16 protein-coding genes are annotated in these 23,252 nt (G+C 29.9%); 8 read left to right on the top strand and 8 right to left on the bottom strand.

The genetic code is table 11. The features are described 5' to 3' along the window. The first annotated feature begins 140 nt into the window (after positions 1-140). Together fbp and DIS07_RS11720 are read left to right on the top strand one after the other, a co-directional pair. Positions 141-1,151, top strand: coding sequence for a class 1 fructose-bisphosphatase (fbp, locus tag DIS07_RS11725; protein ID WP_109405447.1), 1,011 nt, complete (start codon positions 141-143; stop codon positions 1,149-1,151). A 110-nt stretch (positions 1,152-1,261) separates the two neighbouring features. After that, entirely contained in the window at positions 1,262-1,870 is a 609-nt protein-coding gene (locus DIS07_RS11720) for a superoxide dismutase (protein ID WP_109405446.1), read from the top strand. Positions 1,871-2,105: 235 nt separating this feature from the next. Here the strand turns inward: DIS07_RS11720 and DIS07_RS11715 are convergent, their stop codons facing one another. The 8 genes from DIS07_RS11715 to DIS07_RS11680 all read right to left on the bottom strand — a co-directional run bounded on the left by DIS07_RS11715 (position 2,106) and on the right by DIS07_RS11680 (position 18,698). Next, positions 2,106-5,066 (bottom strand): T9SS type A sorting domain-containing protein, encoded by a 2,961-nt coding sequence (locus tag DIS07_RS11715; RefSeq protein WP_109405445.1) that lies wholly within the window; start codon positions 5,064-5,066, stop codon positions 2,106-2,108. A 198-nt stretch (positions 5,067-5,264) separates the two neighbouring features. Continuing rightward, entirely contained in the window at positions 5,265-7,043 is a 1,779-nt protein-coding gene (locus tag DIS07_RS11710; protein ID WP_109405444.1) for a hypothetical protein, read from the bottom strand. 76 nt (positions 7,044-7,119) lie between these two features. Next, positions 7,120-9,996 carry an ELWxxDGT repeat protein gene (locus tag DIS07_RS11705; RefSeq protein WP_181374591.1) on the bottom strand — a complete coding sequence of 959 codons (2,877 nt, stop codon included), beginning with the start codon at positions 9,994-9,996 and terminating at the stop codon, positions 7,120-7,122. Between the two features lie 206 nt (positions 9,997-10,202). After that, positions 10,203-10,853 carry a response regulator gene (locus DIS07_RS11700; protein ID WP_109405442.1) on the bottom strand — a complete coding sequence of 217 codons (651 nt, stop codon included), beginning with the start codon at positions 10,851-10,853 and terminating at the stop codon, positions 10,203-10,205. Further along, entirely contained in the window at positions 10,853-13,891 is a 3,039-nt protein-coding gene (locus tag DIS07_RS11695) for a sensor histidine kinase (protein WP_109405441.1), read from the bottom strand. Before DIS07_RS11695 ends, DIS07_RS11700 begins: the two co-directional genes overlap by 1 nt. A 15-nt stretch (positions 13,892-13,906) precedes the next feature. Further along, positions 13,907-15,766, bottom strand: a complete 1,860-nt coding sequence (locus DIS07_RS11690; protein WP_181374590.1) for a sensor histidine kinase — start codon at positions 15,764-15,766, stop codon at positions 13,907-13,909. Between the two features lie 38 nt (positions 15,767-15,804). Beyond that, positions 15,805-17,703: an amidophosphoribosyltransferase gene (locus DIS07_RS11685; protein WP_109405439.1), complete on the bottom strand. Its 1,899-nt coding sequence runs from the start codon at positions 17,701-17,703 to the stop codon at positions 15,805-15,807. Positions 17,704-17,771: 68 nt separating this feature from the next. Beyond that, on the bottom strand, positions 17,772-18,698 hold the full coding sequence (locus tag DIS07_RS11680) for a PfkB family carbohydrate kinase (RefSeq protein ID WP_109405438.1): 927 nt from the start codon (positions 18,696-18,698) through the stop codon (positions 17,772-17,774). Between the two features lie 74 nt (positions 18,699-18,772). On the opposite strand from DIS07_RS11680, the gene DIS07_RS11675 reads away from it, so the two are divergent. The 6 genes from DIS07_RS11675 to DIS07_RS11650 all read left to right on the top strand — a co-directional run bounded on the left by DIS07_RS11675 (position 18,773) and on the right by DIS07_RS11650 (position 23,185). Further along, entirely contained in the window at positions 18,773-19,198 is a 426-nt protein-coding gene (locus DIS07_RS11675) for a SufE family protein (protein ID WP_109405437.1), read from the top strand. A gap of 11 nt (positions 19,199-19,209) precedes the next feature. Next, positions 19,210-19,530, top strand: coding sequence for a DUF59 domain-containing protein (locus DIS07_RS11670; RefSeq protein WP_109405436.1), 321 nt, complete (start codon positions 19,210-19,212; stop codon positions 19,528-19,530). Positions 19,531-19,615: 85 nt separating this feature from the next. Further along, entirely contained in the window at positions 19,616-20,125 is a 510-nt protein-coding gene (locus DIS07_RS11665) for a DUF2480 family protein (protein ID WP_109405435.1), read from the top strand. Positions 20,126-20,156: 31 nt separating this feature from the next. Then, entirely contained in the window at positions 20,157-21,020 is an 864-nt protein-coding gene (locus tag DIS07_RS11660; protein WP_109405434.1) for a DUF3078 domain-containing protein, read from the top strand. A gap of 65 nt (positions 21,021-21,085) precedes the next feature. Further along, positions 21,086-21,994 (top strand): DUF3078 domain-containing protein, encoded by a 909-nt coding sequence (locus DIS07_RS11655; protein WP_109405433.1) that lies wholly within the window; start codon positions 21,086-21,088, stop codon positions 21,992-21,994. Between the two features lie 81 nt (positions 21,995-22,075). Further along, on the top strand, positions 22,076-23,185 hold the full coding sequence (locus DIS07_RS11650) for a CNNM domain-containing protein (RefSeq protein WP_109405432.1): 1,110 nt from the start codon (positions 22,076-22,078) through the stop codon (positions 23,183-23,185). Positions 23,186-23,252: the final 67 nt, after the last annotated feature.

The following is a 23,252-nucleotide window of genomic DNA, read 5'->3' as shown; positions in this document are numbered from 1 at the left end:
AAAAATATTTAAATATTTTACACATTTATTTTCTATTTGTTTAAAAATTTTAATCAAAAAGATTGTAAAACAGACAGAAAAGGATAGCTAGTTCTTAAAAAAAGTTGATATTTGTAAAAACCAACAACATTTTAACTAAAATGACAGAAAAAAAACAAACTTTAGGTGAATTTATTATAGAACATCAACATGCTTTTAAATATAGTTCAGGAGAACTTTCTAGCCTTCTAAACTCTATTAGATTAGCTGCAAAAGTAGTAAATCACGAAGTTAATAAAGCAGGTTTAGTTGACATTATTGGTGCTCATGGAGATACCAATATACAAGGGGAAGACCAACAAAAGTTGGATGTTTACGCAAATGATAAATTTATTCAGACTTTAACAAGAAGGAATATTGTTTGCGGAATTGCTAGTGAAGAAGAAGATAGCTTTATAACTATTAATAGTATTGATGAAAACCATCAGAACAAATACGTAGTTTTAATTGATCCTTTAGATGGTTCTTCTAATATTGACGTAAATGTTTCAGTAGGAACAATTTTTTCTATCTACAGAAGAGTTACTCCAACTGGAACTCCAGTTCAACTAGAAGATTTTTTACAAAAAGGAAGCGAGCAAGTTGCTGCAGGTTATGTGGTTTATGGAACCTCTACAATGCTAGTATACACCACTGGAGATGGTGTTAACGGGTTTACGTTAAACCCTGCAATAGGTTCTTTTTATTTATCACATCCAAATATGCAGTTCCCCGAAGATGGAACAATTTATTCTGTAAACGAAGGTAATTACCAAGATTTCCCTCTAGGAGTTAAAAAATATATCAAATACTGTCAACAAGAAGAAGGCAATAGACCTTACACCAGTAGATATATTGGTTCTTTAGTTTCAGATTTTCATAGAAATATGATAAAAGGTGGAATTTATATGTATCCCAAAGGATCTAGAAACCCTAATGGAAAATTACGTTTACTTTACGAATGTAACCCAATGGCATTTCTAGCAGAACAAGCTAATGGAAAATCTTCAGATGGTTACACAAGAACTATGGATGTTCAACCAACTGAATTACACCAGAGAGTTCCTTTTATTTGTGGAAGTAAAAATATGGTTGATGAATTGGAAAAATTCATGCAGAAGTTCGGAGAATAAATCTTACTTATAGTAGTATAAGTTAACAAAACCTAAATATTTTGTTTAACAATTCTATATTATTTAATTTTACAACAACAAAATTATACTAACATTTAAAAGACAAAAAAATGGCTTTTCAATTACCAGAATTAGGATACGCTTACGATGCATTAGAACCACATATAGATGCAAGAACTATGGAAATACACCATAGTAAACACCATAATGGGTATACAACAAAGTTAAATGGAGCAGTTGCTGGAACTGAATTAGAAGGAAAATCTATCGAAGACATATTATCAAATTTAGATATGAGTAATGGTGCTGTAAGAAATAATGGAGGAGGATTTTACAATCACTCTTTATTTTGGACAGTAATGAACCCAGAAGATAGAGGTTATTTATCAGGAGAATTAAAAGATGCTATTGAAGCAGAATTTGGTTCTAAAGAAGCTTTTATCGATACTTTTTCTAATGCTGCTGCAACTCAATTTGGTTCTGGATGGGCTTGGTTGTGTGTTCTTCCAGGAGGAAAAGTAGAAGTTTGCTCTACTCCTAACCAAGACAACCCACTAATGCCAGGTGTTACTTGTGGCGGAACTCCAATTTTAGGATTAGATGTATGGGAACATGCTTACTACTTAAACTACCAAAACAGAAGACCAGATTATATTGACGCTTTCTTTAAAGTTATCAATTGGAATGAAGTTGAAAGAAGGTATGCTGCTGCTAAATAAGCAACATAGTTTAACTTTACAATTTTATAATTATTACAAAACTCAAAAAAAGCATTCTTAATTTAGGATGCTTTTTGAGTATTAAAACTTGTAAAACTCTTTTTAACCTCTTCATTATTGGCCTCTATAAGAGTAAAATAGAACTAGATAAATCCTAAATATTAATTAAGATTTCTTTTCTATTAACTTTTAATTGATCAATAATTTCAACATTTTTACAACTTTAAAAAAGTTTCTAAATCCCTATTTTTTGTGTAATAACACCTTTATCTGATTCTATTTTTACAAAATAAACACCTGCAGAAAATTCTTTTAGTAACTTAAACTCTATTTTATTACTAGAACTAGAGTTATGCATTTTAAAAACCTCACTTCCATTAATATTATAAATGCTTAATTCTTTAATTTCTATTGGTTTTGATTTTCTTAAAATAATGCTATTTTCTTTTTTAGAATGATACATTTTCACAAAGTCAAAACCATCATCTTCTAAAAACTCATATTTAAAGGAAACGAAAAAACGATTTGGATAGTTGCCTTGAATAACATTAATTTTGATATCACTTTTCCTTAAATCGTATTTTTCACCTGTTAATTTATCATTCAAATAAATTGTTACGTCATCAAAATTCTCTAGCAAATCAATTTTAAAGGTGACTTCCCTATTTTTATCGACTTCTAGTATTAGTGGTATTTTAATATTTTCATCAAACTCTTGCATTGTAGAAATTACAAAAGGCTTTTCTTCTCCTTCTACTTTAAATGCAAAATCACTTGGTTTTTTATCAAACATTTTACCATCATAACCGTTTTCATATCCCGAGGTTTTCCCTTTTCTAAAAGCAGCTGCAATTTGTCTATTGTAGTTATAATTATCATCAGTCTTGATATTGAATCCTAAACGCAATATCGGAAAACCTTTATGATTAGTAACAAACTTGGATTTTATTCCTTTCTTTTTAATAGCGATTTTCGCTACTATTGGCGCAGTATCTGAAAGTGTAAAAATTGATCTTTGAGAATTTTGAAAAGTAATAGTACCAGATCCAGCTGCAGTTCTTGTAACAAAAAACGCTTGACCAATTGGCAAATACCTTCCTCCACCAATAGTTACACCTGAAACTATTGTAGAATAAGTACCTGTATACGCATTTCTTATATGTGTATTATCGCTTGAACTATTGTATAAATACAAAGTTCCTGTTATTGCACTTGTATTATCTGAAATAAAAGTTTCTGAATCTAAAGCCGAGGGATATGGGTTACCAACCAAACTAAAATTATCTTGACTAATAGGTATGGTATAAGTACCATCATTTGGTCTTCCTTTAAAAGTAAAAGTTGCTCCCATACTTTTCATATTCCAACCTTCACCTATATTAAGCGAAGCTCCAGAACCTATTAGACGAGTCCAATCTGATGCATCTACCAATTTTGCTAACCATCTTGTACTTATTTCAATGGGAGAAGCAGATGCATCTCCATCAAAACCTGAGATAAAATTAATATTTACAGCTTCTCCAACTGTAGATGTTGCCGCTGTTGGAACCGTACCATCTTTTAAAACACCACTTATTGTAAACACCCCACTTCCTTCATTTACTGGTGATGTCCAATAACCAGAATGGTAAACTGATGATGTGCTTGCTGTTTGATCTACAAATAAATTTCCTGTTCCTGTATTTAAATCTGTCCCTGTATGAGTTTGGACTAATTGAGACGAACCTACCAATCGTATTTCGCCTGAATTGTTTATTCCGTTGATAACTTTTAAACGATAGCCACTATCTACTGCTAATATAGCTCCAGACTCTATTTCAACCTCCCTAACATCAGCATCTTCTGATAACGTTAAAGTATTACTTTTTACGAATAATTTATAACAATCATCTGAGGTATTGGGTTTATTAGCAGTACCAGAACCATTATAAGCTGTAGAGCCGTCTAAAACAATAACATCTGTATATTGCAAGGTAAAGTAATCGTTATTGGTAAAATTAACCCCTGTTGCAGTATAAACCCCACTTCCTAAAGTAAAAGTGTAGGTTGATGTTGGAGATGAAAAATCGCTATTGTTATCTACAACTAATTGCAATTGATTACATCCATCAGTATCATTAAAATTGATATCAGAAGCATTAACACTTACTGTTACTGTACCTACATTATTTCTTTCGCTGACCCTCCACTTTGTGTCAATTCTAGATATATAATTATTAGATGCCGACTCAGAAAAAGTATAGTCAGCATCCTCTACATCTTCTCCCCAAAATAAAAAATCATTATTCCCTAAACTTGATGGATTGTTAATTCTAATAATACCAGTACCTTGAGAATCTGAATGAATATTTGATGCATTTGTTCTACCAATTCCTGCTACTTTGTAATCAAAATTACCATTTGCTGCATTGTCTTCATTATAATAGTTTTGAGAAATAGAAATATTGCCATATTTAGCACTTAAATAATTCTGAATAATAATTCTTTGTGCATTGTTAACTCTACTATTAAAGAGAATTACTTCAAAAAAATCTCCTGTTGCATCATCAGTTCCAGCTGTATTTCTTCCAATGGCGTCATAAGGAATACCTGCTGTTGTAGAGCCTATATTTACATTATTATTTCCATTATTTCTTCTAACATTTAAGGTTGATGAACCAGAAGATTTATGGAATTGTATGATCGAATTTGACCCAAAAGGTGTTGATAAACTAGATGAATAATCTGCCACTCCGTATCTTGTAAAACCTACTCTATTGGTATTGTTCCATTGCTCCATTCTTAAAGATGTAGAAGAACCATTAAACAATGTGTGCGAATTACTTACATTAACAGGATTAGAAACAAAAAAAGCACTAGAATTACTGTAAGAACCGGTACTTGTTGCATTCATATATTGCACAGTAGCTGCACTTGCATCAAAATTTACAGCTTTAAAAGTACCTATAGAATAAGTAGGTCTATTTGCGCCAGATTGGGTAAAGTTATTTCCATTTCCACTATAATCAGACCATGTAGATACTGATGTTCCATCTGCAGGATTATCTGTAATATCATTATCTGCATCTAAATCGTCTGCTCTCAGCCAAATTTTTAAGGACGATGTTCCGTCTATAGTACCCACTCCTCCTGGTCCTGTTTGCCCATAGATTGCTACAATAAAAAACAATGACAATATAGTAAAGCTAAATTTCATTTTGCTAGTTTATATTTTTCTTCTTAAATGTACTAAAAATTGAATTCATTTTTTCTTTTTAAATAGCATTGTAGTATAAATCTTGTATAAATAGCTTAAAAAAATGTACAAATGACAATTATGGTTATACTTTTAAAACAGAAAAACATCCAAACTTGGATGCTTTTCTTGGGGGAATACTTTTTCTTTTTACTAATTCTACATTCTATCTTTCCATATTTTATGATATGCTGAGTTTTCTTTTTCTCCTTTTTTTAATACTTCTATTGCTAACTGAAATGCATTAAGGAATTCCTCTCCTTTTATAATTTTAAAAATTGCTTGTTCTGGACCTCCTACTGAACTATTATATTTACCTGCTTCTTTTAAGGATTTTGCTTTTGTCGAAAAATTCATTTCGAAATATTTACCAGGCATTCTATAAGTAACATTTGGAGAAAATGCTGTAATTTTTACAACAGGATTTAATCCTTCGCTTTCTAAATCGAAATCTAAATCAATCGTTACCGCAATTAAACCATCTAAATTTAATTCTTGAATTATTTTTTCGTTAGTTCTATCTGCTGGAAAAGTAGTTTTTATATCTTTTAAATAATCTATAGTTCCAGTTTTTATCAATCTTTTTGTACCATAAGCTCCTTTTTCTATAAACGTTGCTGTAACTGTATCTGTAATAGGTTTCATACCTGCATATGCCTTTGTTTTTAACACATCATCCACAGAAACAACATTCACTCCCATTCCAATTAATTTATTTTTAAACTGATCATATAAATTATTAACAAAGGCTTGCCAATTATCATCTGTTAACTTCGGAAACCATTTTTTTATGGTAGTTTTGGTTGTGGTTATTGTTTTGGTTTGAAATCCATAGGTTGTTTTCGTAGAAGTTGTTGTTTTACCTTTGTATAAATTTCCTCTTACCACGAAAGATGAAACACCAACATTTTTCATTTTATCCATTGGAGGATGTGTGTAAGGATTACCTTTGTTTATATTAACATTATATTCACCTTCTACAGTTTTAAATTTCCCAGAAGCTTTTGTGTTTTTATCCTTACTAAATGAATTACCAATTAAACTTCCTCCTGCAATATCTCCCTTCGCTAAAAAAGGAACAAAGTCAGAAAAAGTTGCTGTTTTTTGAATAACACCAGCTGCTGTATTGTATAGCATCTCGTTTTTTACCCTAGTTACAGATAATGTATTTTTCTTAATTATTGGTAAAGGAGAGTTCTCAAAGTTCTTAAAAGATTCTTTTGGTATTACTATTCTATTCACAGCTTTAGAAGGATACAAATGTGTCTGAACTTTTAAACTCATTGCACTAATAATCATCTCTACAAATAATTCTGAATCTGGGTCTGCATCACCTCCTTTTAATTCAATTACAACATCTTTAGTTCCATCAATAATAATATCTCCTCCTTTTTCAACACCATTTACCGATATTATTTCTAAAGGTTTTGCTGGTTCAATATTTACCAAAACTTTATCTCCATTAGAACTTGTAACTTCTATTATTTGAGTTCCTCTTTTATCAGCTGAAAAACCTTGAAAATAAGTTCCCATTCCTGCTTTTTCAAGTTTAGCCCCATTAAGTTTTACTTCTCCGTCTGTATCTGTTAAACCAATACCTGTTTTATTTAAAAAATATACCGAAACTCCATCTCCGCAAGTTTCCCAACCTGGAGTTTTAGTAGCAAAATCTAACTGACTTTTTGGTATTAAACTAGAAGCGTAACCAACTGCCAAGGCAACATCATTTAAATCTGATTTTGGTTTCGCTTTTATTAAACCTCCAGTAACTTTAGAGATTAACTTCATTGGTTTTAGCTTATTAAAAAAGCTCTCTTTATGAACATAACCGCATTCATATGCTTTCTTCTCTTTTTTCTTTAAAAAAGATTGAGCACTAGTAGGCAAAAATGCAAATAACATTAATGCTAGAATAATTCTGTTTGTTTTGAAATCCATTTTGGTTGTTTTTTAGGTGATATTTGTTTTTACAAAAATAGATGCTATTACTATTTCTGGATATAGGGCATATGCCTTATTTTTTAATGATTTTTTTAGTAAAGAAACCAACTTCTGTTTTTAGTTTCAATAAATAAACCCCTGAAGACAAGTTAGAAATATCTACCTTTTCAACTCCTGTATTGTCAGAAATATGCATTACTTCTTTGCCAAATAAAGAATATACTTTTACAGATTCTATTTGTTGATTTTCAACCTGAATATTTAAAATATCTGATGTAGGGTTTGGGTAAATAGATAATTCAGCCAATTGACTTCTTGTTTCATTTTTTACAGATAAAGCGGTTTGTTCTAATTTCCATAATTCGTAACCAGATGTACCATTTGTTGCCGAAAAATAGAGCACGTTATTATGAGTAAAATAAGAACTTGGATTACTTCCTCCAGAATATTGTACTGTAGAGGGATTTATGTCTTGAAACAATTTAGTTCCTACATCAGTTCCATCAGATATCCAAAGTTCATAATTATAATTAGGAGCATTCACAGGATCTTCTGGCGCATTGAAAAACACTAAATCTCCCAAGCTTCCCATACTTGTAATTTGCACACTTCCAGAGCCAGAATTAATATCCTTTACCATTTCTGCAAAAGAATTATTAGTAACCTTCCATAATTCGTATCCATTTGCACCATTATTAGCTCTAAAGTATAATTTACCATTCACATTTGTTAGTACTGAAGGATAACTACTATCACTTCCTGAATTTACATCAAAGACTTGCTGAATAGTTCCAGAATATGTAGCTACCCACAACTCAGTTCCTCTGTTTAGACTTGGAGAATCACCTGTAAAAAACAATTCTGTATTATAAATAGTGGTAGTCCCATTTCTATCGCCTATATCTCTAGTACCACTTAATGTAAAATTGGATGGATTTTTAATATTTTGTTTTTTAGTATTTGCAGTAGTTCCATCACTTTCCCATAAATAAGTTCCGCTACCATCATATGCAGAAAAATAAAATTTATTGGTGTGAGGATGCACAGTTAAATTACTAGCAAAACTTCCACTACTTGTATTGATGTCTTTGAGTAAAACAGTTCCTGAATCAGTTCCATCAGACTTCCATAATTCGACATTAGTTACTCCATCATTTGCAGCAAAAAACAACTCATTATTCATTGTAATTAATGCAGAATTATTAATACTACTTACATCAGTACCATTAATATTTGAAACTAGTTTTGTATTAGCTGCTGTCCCATCAGACTCAAAAAGTTCCATTCCTGTTGTTCCATCATTTGCAAAGAAATATAATTTATTATTTAGGACAGCAAAATTACTATTTGCCAATCCATCTTTGGCGTCTGGATTGATGTCTTTTACCAATTCAGTTCCTGCTGCTGTTCCATCTGTTTTCCATAATTCTTTACCATTCGTTTGTGTTGTTGCTGAGAAATAAACGACACCATTCAATTCTATAAAATTCGAAGGATTACTATATCCAGGTCCAACATTAATATCTTTTAATAATGAAGGATTTCCATTTTCTAAAACCCACAATTCTCTACCATTTTCACCATTGTCTGCCGAAAACAAAACTTTATTACCAAAAGCAAAATAGTTTTGAGGTGATGATGAGTTTGTACCTTGTTCATTAATATCTTTTAAAAGCATTGTTCCTGCTTCAGTTCCATCAGAAATCCAAAGTTCTTTACCATACCAATTTTTATCCGAAGCCGTAAAAATGGCTTTTCCATTTAAATCGACAATATTTTCAATATTATTATCATCAAATTCTGGATGAATGTCTTTTAGAAGTTTTGTTCCATTTGCGGTTCCATCTGTTACCCAAATTTCATAACCATATTCATTATTTGCTTGAAAAAATAATTTATTACCAACAATTGCATATTCTCCATTATGCCAGAATTCATTAACTGGAACCTCAACTTTTGTGGTTCCTGCTGTTGTTCCATCAGAAACCCAAAAACTCTTATTTTGATTAAAAATGTATAGTTTAGCATTAAAAACTAAAACTTTCTTCACATAACTTTCTACATCTTTTACCTCTACTGTACCTGCATCTGTACCATCAGATTTCCAAAGCTTATTATTACTTGTAAAAAATATTTCATTATTAAAAACTACAATGGGAGTATTAGTAGAAAAGGTACTTCCTGAACCAGCAACAATGTCTTTTACCATTACTGTTCCCTCTTCTGTACCATCTGTTTTCCATAATTCAAAACCATTGGTGCCATTGGTTGCAGAAAAATAAACGACACCGTTTAAAGCTGCAAAATTATTTGGATAAGAATCTTTATTTGAATTAGGATAGATATTTTTTACCAAAGAAACTGTTGTTCCGTCTGTTTTGTACAATTCTTGTCCTATAGCATTAGAAGCTTCTCCAGAAAAATAAATTTCATTTCCGGATTTCACAAACCTTGTTCTTCCAAAAATTGTAAAATTGTTAATTTTTATCGTTCCTGCTTCTGTACCATCTGTTTTCCATAATTGATTTTCTGCTGTAAAAATTAATTCGTTGTTTATGGTATCGTGAAAAGTTTGAAGGGTTGAAAATTGTTTTACTTTTTCAGTTCCTGCTAGAGTCCCATCTGTTTTCCAAAGAAAATAATTACCTCCATCTGCAGCGAAAAAGTACATTTTACCATTGCTCACAATAGGAGTAATTGCTGTCATACCGCTTTCTGAACCTGTAATAAATTCTTTAAAAATTACGGTACCTGATTCTGTACCATCTGTTCTCCATAATTCGGCACCATTTAAACCATCATCTGCAGTAAAATATGTATAACCATTAAAAGTTACTTTATTTGAAGGGTTGCTAGAAAAGGTACCTAAATTAATATCTTGAACCAAAGTTGCTTGTCCAAAGCTTATTAAAGTTGCTAACAATAAATTGAATAGTAGTAGTTTTTTCATCATATTATGTTTTTTGGTTATTAAAAAACAACAGTATCCAATCATCAATTGTTAATTCATCCTAAAAAAAGAATGTGAGTGGATACTGTTTACACAATATTTTTGAGTTTTTTAGAATATACTGAATTAACACTTCAAAAGTAATTTCTTACGATGAATTTTGAAATAGAGTAATTTACGTAATTAACTACGTTGTTTCCCTTAGTTTATGAAGTTAAACCGTTTTGAAAAGCAAAACGTATTAAAGAAGCGACATTATGCACATCAATTTTTCGCATAATATTAGTTCTATGTGTATCTACTGTTCTTGGGCTAATAAATAGTTTTTCACCAATTTGAATATTAGTAAGGCCTTGAGAAATATATTTAATAATCTCTTTTTCTCTAGAAGTTAATTCTTCTACTATTGGTGATGTTTTCTTGTATTTGTGAAATGTAGAAGAGTCATCAGATAATAATGCTTTAGTTACATCAGCATTAAAATATTCTTTGCCTTTATAAATATTTTTAATCGCAAGGAGTAGTTCATCGCTTGGTATGGTTTTTAGCATGTATCCTTTTACTCCAATATCTATTAAACTCTTGATAATAGAAGACTCTTGATACATAGATAACATAGCAACTTTTACATCTTTAAAATCAGAAGTAATTTTTTTAGCACATTCAATACCGTCCATAATTGGCATATTAATATCTAAAAGAGCTATATCTACTAAATGTTGCTCTATAAAATCAATTGCTTCCTTACCATTATTCACTACAGCTACTACTTGATAATCTTCTTGATTATCAAAAGTATTTTTTATTCCTTCAGCGATTAAAGGATGATCATCTGCAATTAGAATTTTTATTGGCATTACTCTAAAGGAATTTTAATAGTGACTAAAGTACCACTTTTAGGGCTTGGTTCAAAATTTACATCACCATTTACCATATCTAATCTACTTGATATGTTCAAAAGTCCGATTCCTTTTTTACTTTTCCCTTTAGCAAAACCAACTCCATTGTCTTCTACTATTAATATAATTGTATTGTTAGCATTAAATATTTGCACACTTACTTCTGTTGCTTTACTATGTTTTATGATATTATTAATAAGTTCTTGAACAATTCTATAAATTGTTATTTCTATTTTTTGAGGGAGTCTTTCTTTAATATTAAAGTGTTCTAAACTGTAGGCAACATTTGTATAGACCAAACTATTTTCTAGAAGATCATTTAATGCTGATAGAATTCCTAATTCTTTTAAGGCTCTTGGCATCATTTGATGTGAAATAGTTCTTAAGTCTTGATTGGAATTTTCTAAGCTTTTTAATAACTCTTGAGATTCTTTAGTCTGTAGCAAATTCATTTTAGCAAGTATGTTTCTGGACTTTAAAATAACACTTCCTATTTGTTGCACAACTCCATCATGTAACTCTCTTGCTATTCTACTTCTTTCAGATTCTTGAGCATCTATTAAAGCTTTTAAACCTCGCTCTTTTTCTTTAACTATTGCCTCATTTTTTTCTTTTTCGAATTTTTGAGCAAGTTCCAATTCATGAACTTTTTTTACAAATTTTCTTTTTGAAAAATAATTAATAATATAAATTAAAAATGTTAAGACTAAAATTAAAACAAGAATTTTAAAAAAGGTTGTTTGGTACCAAAAAGGACTAATAAGAAAACTGTATTTATCCGTTTTAGAAATGTTATCTAAATAGTTTTTAGACTTCACTTTAAATGTATACTCGCCATAATTTAAGTTTGTATAGATTTTAAAAGATTCTTTGGTCCAATCTGACCAATTTTTATCATATCCTTCTAATTTATATTGATATTTAATCTCTTCTAGGTTAGTATAATCTGTAGCCCCAACTTCAAAACGAAAATCTCTTTGGTTAGGCTTTAGCATCGTTTTTATATTTCTATTAAATTGATGCCCACGAATTAAAATACTATCATTAACACCAATAACTTTTGTTATCAACGCATTAAAATCAATTATTTTTTCTTTTCTAATTTTACTATAATCAAAACGGGCAAGACCATCTGAACCGCCGTACCAAACTACTTTCTTTTCTGGTTCGCTTAAAATTTCGTAAGCCTGCATCTGTCCAATGTCTTTCAAAGGTTTTTCATACAAAGTGTACTTTCCTAGAGAATCTTTCATTGCCACAATAGACACTTTTTTTCTAAAAGAATGCATCCAAGAATTTTCGTTTTTATCAAAATTAAAAGCATAAATAAACTCGTCTTTTCCTCCTGCATACTTATCTCCAAAACGAGTTTCAGGAATAAATTTTTGAGAATTTTTATCAAATTTAAACAACCCTTTATGAGTGGTAAAAAGAACATCATTATTATTAATGTTATACACTAGATTATCTCTTAAAGATGGTAAACCGTCTTTTAACCCGAACTTTTTTAATTTTGGTTTACCTAATGAATCTTTAAACACAACTTTAAGTACACCATCCGATACAGTGGTTAACCATAAATTTTTATCTATATCTTCTGCAATTCCTCGTATTTCAGGAAGATTTGTAATATTTTCTATTTTTTGAATTTCATCTTTTTCATTTAAGATAAGAATTTCGCACCCAAAAGCATGCCCCATAAAGACAATATTTTTGTAGTGAATGGATTTATAAAATTTACGCGCACTAAAAGGGCTAAATGACGAAGTTTTATTATTTCTATATTCTTGAGTACCATTTAATCCGCTAAATAAAAGCTTACTTTTTAACGAGAAATTTGCGAAATTATCAACCATATCATTTGGCAAATGAGAGAATTCTGCAAAATAATTATCCGTAAGTAAATCTTTTTTTGATATTGTTTTTAATTTAAAAGTACCTAAGCTTGCACCGAGATATATCTCTTTCTTGTGAGAAGTAATTTCTTCTATAGTACCTATTTTAGATTTGTTTTTATGATAAAAAGTTGTTGTAATTGGGTAATTCATCTTTGTAATTCCTTTATCACTTCCAATCCATAAATTACCTTGGTAATCTTGTTTTATTTTTTTGGCACTATTATTAGACAAACCCGATTTTTCAGAAATTCTAAATTTTGGACTTAAGTTTTTGTCAGTTAATAAAACTCCTCCTCTTATTGTAGAAAAATATACTGTTTGGTCATCTAAAATTCCTGCTGTATATAACATTTTCTCTTTTATAAAAGTAGAAATATCACATTGAAGAGGTTTTATTATATTATCATTTAATATGTAAAGACCATTTTTTAAGGTAACAATAATTAACTTAGTATTCAGTTCAAATATATTTCTTACATTAAATTTGGCTAATATTTCTGAAGAAGCAATAAAGACAAACTTTTTATTTTCTAGTTTATATAAACCTCTACCGGTATTACAATAAATAGTTTTATTGAAAGTAAATAAATTTTGAATTGGTTCTGGAGCAATAAGTACTTCTATCTTTGAGTTTTCATACTTAATAATATTATTATCATTCCTGAAATATATTCTATCATCAATACTGTATATATCCCAAACAATTCCTATAGCAAAATCATTTGGTAGTTTATCTTTTAAACTAACAAAATATGTTTCTCCAGAATTATTTTTCTCTAAAAAACCTATAAAACCAGTACCTCCTGTAAAAATTCTCCCTTTAGTATCTTTTAAAAAACTAACCGGGACACCGTCATTATCTGGTTTGAAATTTCGCCAACTTGTACCATTAAACTCTAAAAAACCAACAGTATTAGCTATATAAAGTACTCCTTTATCATCTTGAATAAAATCAAAATTTTGAGCTTCACCTCCATAATCATTAGGCAAAAAAATTGTCGTTTTAGGTATACCTGACTCTATTCTTGAAGAAGAGTCTTGTGCAACTAAACTTGTGGAAATAAATAAAAAGAATATTACCCTTAAAAAGAATTTCATCAACTTAAAATTGAATTATGAATTAATTAAGGGGATTTTAATAGTAACTAAAGTACCACTTTTAGGGCTTGGTTCAAAATTTACATCACCATTTACCATGTCTAATCTACTAGATATATTCAACAAACCAATTCCATTTATACTTATTTTTTTATCGAAACCTACCCCATTATCTTCTACGATTAATATAATTGTATTATTAGTATTAAAAATTTGAATACTTACTTCTGATGCTTTGCTATGCTTTATAATATTATTGATGAGTTCTTGAACAATTCTATAAATTGTTATTTCTATTTTTTTGGGGAGCCTTTCTTTAATATTAAAGTGTTCTAAACTGTAGTTTATTTTTGAATATCCTAAGCTATTCTCTAATAAATCATTTAAAGCAGATACAATTCCCAATTCTTTTAAAGCTCTTGGCATCATCTGATGCGAAATAGTTCTTAAATCTTGATTGGAATTTTCTAACATTTCTAACATTTCTCGAGATTCTTTGGTATCTAACAGATTCATTTTAGCAAGTATGCTCCTCGATTTTAAAATAACACTTCCTATTTGTTGCACAACACCATCGTGTAACTCTCTTGCAATTCTACTTCTTTCTTTTTCTTGGGCTTCAATCATGGCCTGTATTCCTCTTTCTTGTTCTTTAATGATAGCTTTTTGATAATCAGAGTTCTGTTTCATCATTAAATAATACCTATGTGCCATGGCAATTGTTAATACAATAATTTCTATAAAAATAACAACTTCCCATTCTAAAGGATTATAAGAATTTGTAAGTTTCATTGCTGTCAGAATAAAATGCCCCATAAACAACATTAATGGTGCATACGCAATTAAGAAATAATAACCCATTAACTTTTTTTTACGAGCTAATTTGTACGCAAAAAAGTATAATGTTACACTTATAATAAGTAGAAATAGTTTTGAAAAAACATAAGAAAAGGAATAAAACCATTCATATTTTCTTAAGAATAATGCTAAAAAAAATATTAGTAATGAAAAATTAGCTCCATATTTTGTAGCCTTAGAAACTTTTGGATAATACTCTTTTAAATTCAAAAAATTATCAGTGTAATGCATTACAAAAAAAATAACCAAAAAGCCTAACATTTCTTCGAAATTGTTACCAAAAAACAATGTATTCTCAATAAGAATAGGGGAAATAAAATATCTAACTCCAGTTATTTGCAAAAAAACAACAAAAAGAAATCCTATGTAATAAAAATATAATTTTTGCTTTGTAAAAAAGAGCATTGCTAAAGAAAGTAAGATGATTAAAAAAACGATACCCAAGAAAACGACTAAGTATGTAGATCGTATTTTTATTTCTCTTTCTCTATTTTTATAATTGTCTTTGCTCCATAAAACGTTCATCGTTTTAAAAGAATCATCAAATACATTTGCCTTTACATATAAAACAATAGAGTCTTGTTTTGGAATATTTATATCGTATACATAAGCATATCTATTTTGTAAAAAGGCAGGTGTATTATTCTTATGGAAATAAAGCCCTTTTTCTTTAAATTGCCTTATAACTTTCTTTTTTTTAACCAAATATAAACTTAACGAATCTATGTTAGTTTGGTTAAATTCGTACACAAAATTTGTAATATCAGAATTGTTGTAAAGTGGTATTTTAAGCCAATGACGTTTATTATAAATTCCTAAATTTACAAATGGTTTAAAAAACGGTTTAAAGACAGAATCATTTTTTAAAACAAAATTAATGTCTGCTGAAAATGTTTTCTCACTAAAAACATATTGCTTATCAATTGTAGATTTATCATTAACAATTTTAAAATAATCAATTTTAGAATTTTGAGCGTAAAATTGTATTCCAATTAGAAAAAAGAATAAAATTCGCAAACAAAATCTCATTTGCTAAAGATAAAAAAAAGAGCTTATTAATAAGCTCTTTTGTCATTTCCTTCATAAAAGTTGATAAATGCCTGATTTACAACCCTACGTCCTCCAGGGGTAGGATAGTTTCCAGTAAAATACCAATCTCCTAAGTTATTGGGACATGCTTTATGTAATCCTTCTATAGACTGATAAATTACTTCAACTTCTGCATCAATATCATCTGTTTTAAGCATTTGGGCAATTTTATCCGAAATTTGTTCAGCAGAAAACGGACTATAAATACCTTTTACATAATTTACAATCTCAATATCTTCTTTAGATTGTTGTTCTTTACATTGTTTGTATACTTCTTCTACAAGATGATATTGATTGGTCTCTTTTAATAACTCAATTGCTGCCTTAAAAGCAATAAAAGCATCAATTCTTGCCATATCAATTCCGTAACAATCTGGATAACGAATTTGAGGCGCAGAAGAAACAACAACTATTTTTTTAGGATTTAATCGATTTAAAATTCTAATGATACTTTTCTTTAGCGTCGTTCCACGAACAATACTATCATCAATAATTACTAAGTTATCAGTAGGTTTCACAACACCATAAGTTATATCGTAAACGTGTTCTACCAAATCATCTCTACTGTTATCATCAGCAATAAAAGTTCTTAGTTTTGCGTCTTTAATTGCTATTTTTTCAAAACGAGGTCTTTCGGATAATATTTCTGTAACTCTTTGAGCTGATAATGATTTTCCTCCTGATAAAATTTGAGCTGTTTTTTGTTCATTTAAAACATCTTCAGCAGCTTCTGTCATTCCATAAAACGAAGTTTCAGCAGTATTTGGGATGTAAGAAAACACTGTGTTAGAAATATCAGAATTTATCGATTTTAAAATTTGAGGAAACACATATTTTCCTAAATTTTTACGTTCTTCATAAATCCCTGCATCACTACCTCTTGAGAAATAAATTCGCTCAAAAGAACAGGATAATTTTTCTTGAGGTTCGTTTACTAATTTAATAGATGTTTTTCCACTTTTCTTAATAATTAAAGCGTGCCCTCTTTCTAACTCTTTAACTTCTTCGATAGAAACATTAAAAACTGTTTGAATCACAGGTCTTTCAGATGCAACAACAACAACTTCTTCATCTTCATAAAAAAATGTTGGTCGAATTCCGTTAGGATCTCTTAAAACAAACGCATCTCCATGACCTACTAAACCTGCCATAGCATAACCTCCATCCCAATTTTTAGAAGATCTTTTTAAGACCTTTTTTAAACTAAGATTTTCTTCTATATAAGGCGATGCATCTCTTTTATTAAATCCTTTTTTCTTTGCTTTTTGATATAGTTTAGCTACTTCATCTTCTAAAAAGTGTCCGATTTTTTCCATTACAGTTACAGTGTCTGTAAACTCTTTCGGATGCTGACCTAACTCAACCAATTCTTGTAACATTTGATTGGAATTGGTCATATTAAAATTACCTGCAACTATTAAATTTTGATGTTTCCAATTACTTTGACGTAAAAAAGGATGTACACTCTCTATACTGTTTTTTCCAAAAGTACCATAACGTACATGACCTAAAAACAAGTTTCCTATGTATGGCATGTTTTCTTCTTGCCATTTTACATCATTTTTTTTATCTGGATTTAATTCAAAAACACCATTTAAACGTTCATTAATTTGCGCAAAAATATCTTGAATGGGTTGCGATTTATTAGAACGAATTCTACTAACATATCTTGTTCCGGGTTCAACATTAAATTTTACACTTGCAAAACCAGCTCCATCTTGACCACGATTGTGCTGTTTTTCCATCAATAAATACATTTTATTGATTCCATAAAAAGCAGATCCGTATTTATCTTTATAGAATTGTAAAGGTTTTTTTAATCGAACAAGTGCAATTCCACATTCATGTTTAATAGCGTCACTCATTAGTATTTAGTCGTTTTTGTTGTGTTGTTGTAATAAAAAAATCCGCAGCAAAAAACCGCGGATTAAAATTAAGACATTTTTATGTCAAATTGTGTTAATTCTTTAAAAGCTTGTAAACGTGCTTCAACTTCGTCTGCTGTAAGCTCTTGCATTCGCTCTGTACCAAATTTCTCTACGCAAAATGAAGCTAAATTAGATCCATAAATAATAGCATTTTTCATATTCTCAAAAGAGATATCTTCTGTTTTTGCCAGGTAACCACAGAAACCTCCTGCAAAGGTATCTCCTGCTCCTGTTGGGTCAAAAACTTCTGCTAATGGTAATGCTGGTGCATAAAACATATTCCCTTCATGAAACAATAATGCTCCATGTTCTCCTTTTTTAATCACCACATATTTAGGTCCCATTTCATGAATTTTCTTTGCTGCATTCACCAAAGAATACTCACCAGATAATTGGCGCGCTTCTTCATCATTAATGGTAATAACATCTACTCTTTTTAAAACAGCATGTAAATCTGCTAAAGCAATATCCATCCAAAAATTCATCGTATCTAAAACTACTAATTTGGGCCTTTCATTCATTTGATCTAAAACAGATGCTTGAGTTAACGGGTGTAAATTACCCAACATTACAATTCCTGCATTTTTGAAACTCTCTGGAACAACAGGAGTAAAAGTCTCCAATACATTTAATTCTGTAACTAAAGTATCACGAGAGTTCATATCGTTATGATATTTTCCACTCCAGAAAAATGTTTTTCCGTTTTTATCTACTTCTATTCCATCAGTATTTATTCCTTTAGAGTTCATCATTTTTAAATACGAATCCGGAAAATCTCCTCCAACAACAGAAACAATACCTGTTTCTACACCAAATTGAGAAGCCGCCAAACCTACAAAAGTTCCAGACCCCCCTAATATTTTATCCGTTTTTCCAAAAGGTGTTTCAATGGCATCAAATGCTACTGTACCAACTGCTAATAATTTGCTCATTTCTTAAATTTAATCCCTAATTTTGCATAATAATTGCAAAAAGCTATTATAAAGCGCAAAAATAAGTTTTAAAAATGACTATCAAAGAAATACAAGAAGAAATTATTGATGAGTTTTCGATGTTTGATGACTGGATGGAACGCTATGAGTATATTATAGAATTAGGAAAATCTTTACCAATAATTGACAACAAAAACAAATTGGATGAAAATTTAATAAAAGGCTGTCAATCAAAAGTTTGGTTATATTCAGAATTAGAAGGAGAAACAATAAAGTATTCTGCAGATAGCGATGCAATTTTAACTAAAGGAATTGTGGCATTGTTATTGCGTGTGTATTCGAATCAAAAACCAGCAGATATTTTAACTGCAAATAATGATTTTATAGATAAAATTGGTTTAAAAGAACATTTATCTCCAACCAGGGCAAATGGACTAGTTTCTATGATTAAACATATTAAAATGTACGCAATTGCACAACAAACTAAATTACCTAACTAAGATTTTTAAAGATGACAGATAAAGAATTAGAAGAGATTGGAGATAAAATTGTACGCGTTTTAAAAACAATTTTTGACCCAGAAATTCCAGTAGATATTTATGAATTAGGTTTAATTTATGATGTTTTTGTATCTGATGAAAACAATGCAAAAATATTAATGACATTAACATCACCTAATTGCCCTGTAGCAGAGACATTACCAGTTGAAGTCGAAGACAAAGTAAAAACTTTAAAAGAGATAAATGAGTGCGAAGTAGAAATTACTTTCGACCCAACTTGGACACAAGAAATGATGAGTGAAGAAGCTAAACTAGAATTAGGAATGCTTTAAATTTGTTATTGCGAGCAATAACAACGAAATAATCTATATCTAGAGATTATTTCACTTTGACCACAATGACTTAATAGCTTAATAAATGGCAGAAGAAATTATAAATAGAGTTGCAAATAGCAAACTAAAAACTTTTGATTTAGAAGAAATCTATCCAGAAGGAAAAAGAGTTTTGTTTGATATAAAAGATTGGTTGTTTCAAGAAATCATTTTAAAAGAAACTGATTTTAGAACATCTGTAAAAAATCACAATTGGTCTCAATACAAAAACTCTTTTGTTGCTGTTACTTGTTCTGTTGATGCAATTATTCCTTCTTGGGCGTTTATGCTAATTGCATCAGAATTAACTCCCTACGTAAAAAAAGTAGTCATTGGAGATTTAGAAATTTTAGAAACAGTTATCTACCAAGAATTAATCAGTTTTTTAGATTTTAAAGATTTTGCAAATTTGCCGGTAATCATAAAAGGTTGTGCAGACAAAGCAATTCCAAATTCGGCATATGCATTTTTAATAGAAAAACTACAACCAATTGTAAAATCTATTATGTTTGGAGAAGCTTGCTCAACGGTGCCACTATATAAATCAAAAAAATAAAAGTTTTAATTTAGAATCGTAGGTTTTCAAAATGAAAAAATGGGTAATTCTTTTATTAATTGCACTTTCTCTTACTTCTTACTCACAAAGTAAAAAGAAAAAAAATGCACCCAAACCTAAATGGAAGATTCACGGAAGATTTGCATTTCTTTTTAACCAATCATCGTTCTCTAATTGGGCTTCTGGTGGTGAAAATACTATTGCTGGAAACATAAACGTTAATTATGATTTTAATTACAAAAAAGACAACATAAACTGGGATAGCAGAATTATTACAGGTTATGGTATAAGTCATATTAGCGAGAAGGGGTATCGAAAAACAGATGATAGATTTGAATTCAACACTTTATTTGGTTTAAAAACCGGTAAATATTGGTTTTTATCTTTTATTGGAAATTTTAGGACGCAATACACCAAAGGTTATGATTACAAAAAAGATCCTAAACTGTTAGTTTCTGAATTTTTATCTCCTGCATATTTAACTTTTGGACCAGGAATGTTATGGAAAAAATCTGATAAATTAAATTTTAATATTGCACCAGCTACTGCCAGATTTACTTTTGTGAATGATTTCTTTTCTGGAAAATTTGGTGTTGAGAAAGGAAAAAATTCTGTTCTTGCTTTAGGTTTTAACCTTTCTGGATATTACAAATTTGTTATTATGGAGAATGTTGAAATGGAAAATATTATTACCATGTATACCGATTATTTAGCCAAAGTAGGTAATATTGATATCGACTATCAGACTAACATACGTTTTAAGGTAAATAAGCATATCAAAATGCAAATGACTTTTCATACTATTATGGATGATGATGCCTCAAGTAGAATTCAATTTAGACAACTTTTTGGATTGGGGGTAAATTATAGTTTCCATGAAAAAGTGACTTATTAACTATTTTTAGGTCTAAAGAAGAAAAGTGTACTTTTGCACGTTTAAATCAAAAAATAAAATAAAAAATGAAAAAACTATCAATCTTAATTTTATTGGTATGTATCAGTTTTTCAGCTACTGCACAAACTGCTGATGAATTAAAAAAGGAAATTGCTCCTAAAAAAGCTCAAATAGCTAAATTACAAGGAGAAGTTAATGCTTTACAAGCAAAAATAAATGCTCTTCCGGGTTGGAGAAAAGGTGCTTTTGGTACAATTGGAGCTAGTTTATCTGGTTTTAATAATTGGTATGCAAGAACTTCACCAGATGTTAGTGCTGGTAATATTGGTATTACTGTAAATGCATTTGCAAATTTAATAGAAGAAAAATTCTTTTGGAGAAACTCTGGAAGTATAAATTTAGGTTGGGTAAAATTAGACGATAAAAATCCAGCTGTTACTGGAGACGAAAATTTTGAAACTGCAACAGATGTTTTTACGCTAACGTCTTTATATGGTAAAAGATTAAACAAAAAATGGGCACTTTCTGCTTTAGCTGAATACAGAACTACATTAATAGATAACTTTAATAATCCAGGTTTTTTAGACTTTGGTGTAGGTTTTACATGGACACCAACAAGTAGACTAGTTGTAGTGATACATCCAGCCAATTACAATACCATTTTTAGTAAAGGAAATTCTATATTTACTTCTTCTCCTGGAGGAAAACTAGTTGCTGATTATACCGCTAAACATAATAATATTAGTGTAAAATCTAATTTTTCGATGTTTAAAAGTTATAAAGATGGAGATTTATCTAACTGGACTTGGACCAACTCTTTTGGATACAAATTATGGAAAGGAATTGGTTTAGGTTTCGAGTTTGGATTAAGAGATAATCAACAAGAAGCTGCCAATTCTCAAGGAGTTGCTTTAGCTGCCGCTGACAACAAATTACAATCTTTTTGGTTGTTTGGTTTAAGCTACGGCTTTTAAAAACATTTTTTTTAATGATTAACCTCAAGAAGAGATTCTTGGGGTTTTTTATTTTACTATTTTTGCCATAAAACCTTTTAGATGTCGTTACTAATCATTTACGCAATCATTTCTATTTTCTTTTCTTTTTTGTGCTCTATTTTAGAAGCTGTTTTACTAAGTATTACGCCAACCTTTATCAATTTAAAAAAGAGTGAAGGGCTTGAATATGCTTCTGAATTAGAAACTTTAAAAAAAGATGTAGATAAGCCCTTAATTGCCATTTTAACCATAAATACTATTGCACATACGGTAGGTGCAATTTTAGTGGGTGTACAAGCAAAAGTAGCTTATGCAGAAATTTATGGAACAACAACTAGAAATATTTTGGGGGTAAAATTTACAGAGGATATTATGGTTGGTCTGGTATCTACTATCATGACAATATTAATTTTAGTAGCCTCAGAAATTATACCAAAAACTATTGGTGCTACATATTGGAAACAGTTAGCTAACTTTACTTCTAAAGCCTTAAAATTAATGATTTTTCCATTGAAATATTCAGGTGTTTTATGGGTACTACAGTTAACAACCAAATTAATTGGAGGAAAAGGTCATGGAAGTGTTTTGAGCAGAGAAAGCTTTTTAGTAATGGCAGATATGGCAGAAAAAGAAGGTGTTTTTAAAGAAAACGAAAGTAAAGTTATTCGAAATTTAATAGGTTTTAAAGAGATACAAGTTAATGACATTATGACTCCAAGGTCTGTTTTAAAACTATCTGACGAAAACGAAACAATACAGTCTTTTTACGATGCTCATAAAACATTACGCTTTTCTAGAATTCCGGTTTTTGCAGAAAATCCAGATGAAATTACTGGCTATTTTTTAAAAGACGATTTGTACAAAGCGCTCATAGATGGAAAAGGAGAAAGTAAACTAGAAAGTATTAAAAGAACCATTTTAGTAACAAAAAAAGATTTATCTATTCCGGATTTGTTTGACAAATTAATTAAAGAAAGAGAACATATAGCTTTAGTGGTAGATGAATATGGTTCTGTAAGTGGACTCGTTTCTCAAGAAGATGTTATAGAAACTTTATTAGGTTTAGAAATTATGGACGAATCTGATAACATTGCGGATTTACAATCTTACGCTAGAAAATCTTGGGAAAATCGCGCCAAAAAAATGGGAATTATTGAGGATGGGAAATAAGAGTAAAACTAATCTTGTTATTCTCTATAAAACCTTCATAAAAACCTCTTGAAATTAATTTATTCAA

Origin of the sequence: Polaribacter aquimarinus, assembly GCF_003129485.1 — a bacterium.
GTDB classification, from domain to species: Bacteria; Bacteroidota; Bacteroidia; order Flavobacteriales; family Flavobacteriaceae; genus Polaribacter; species Polaribacter aquimarinus.
This window is presented reverse-complemented; position numbering and strand designations above follow the sequence as displayed.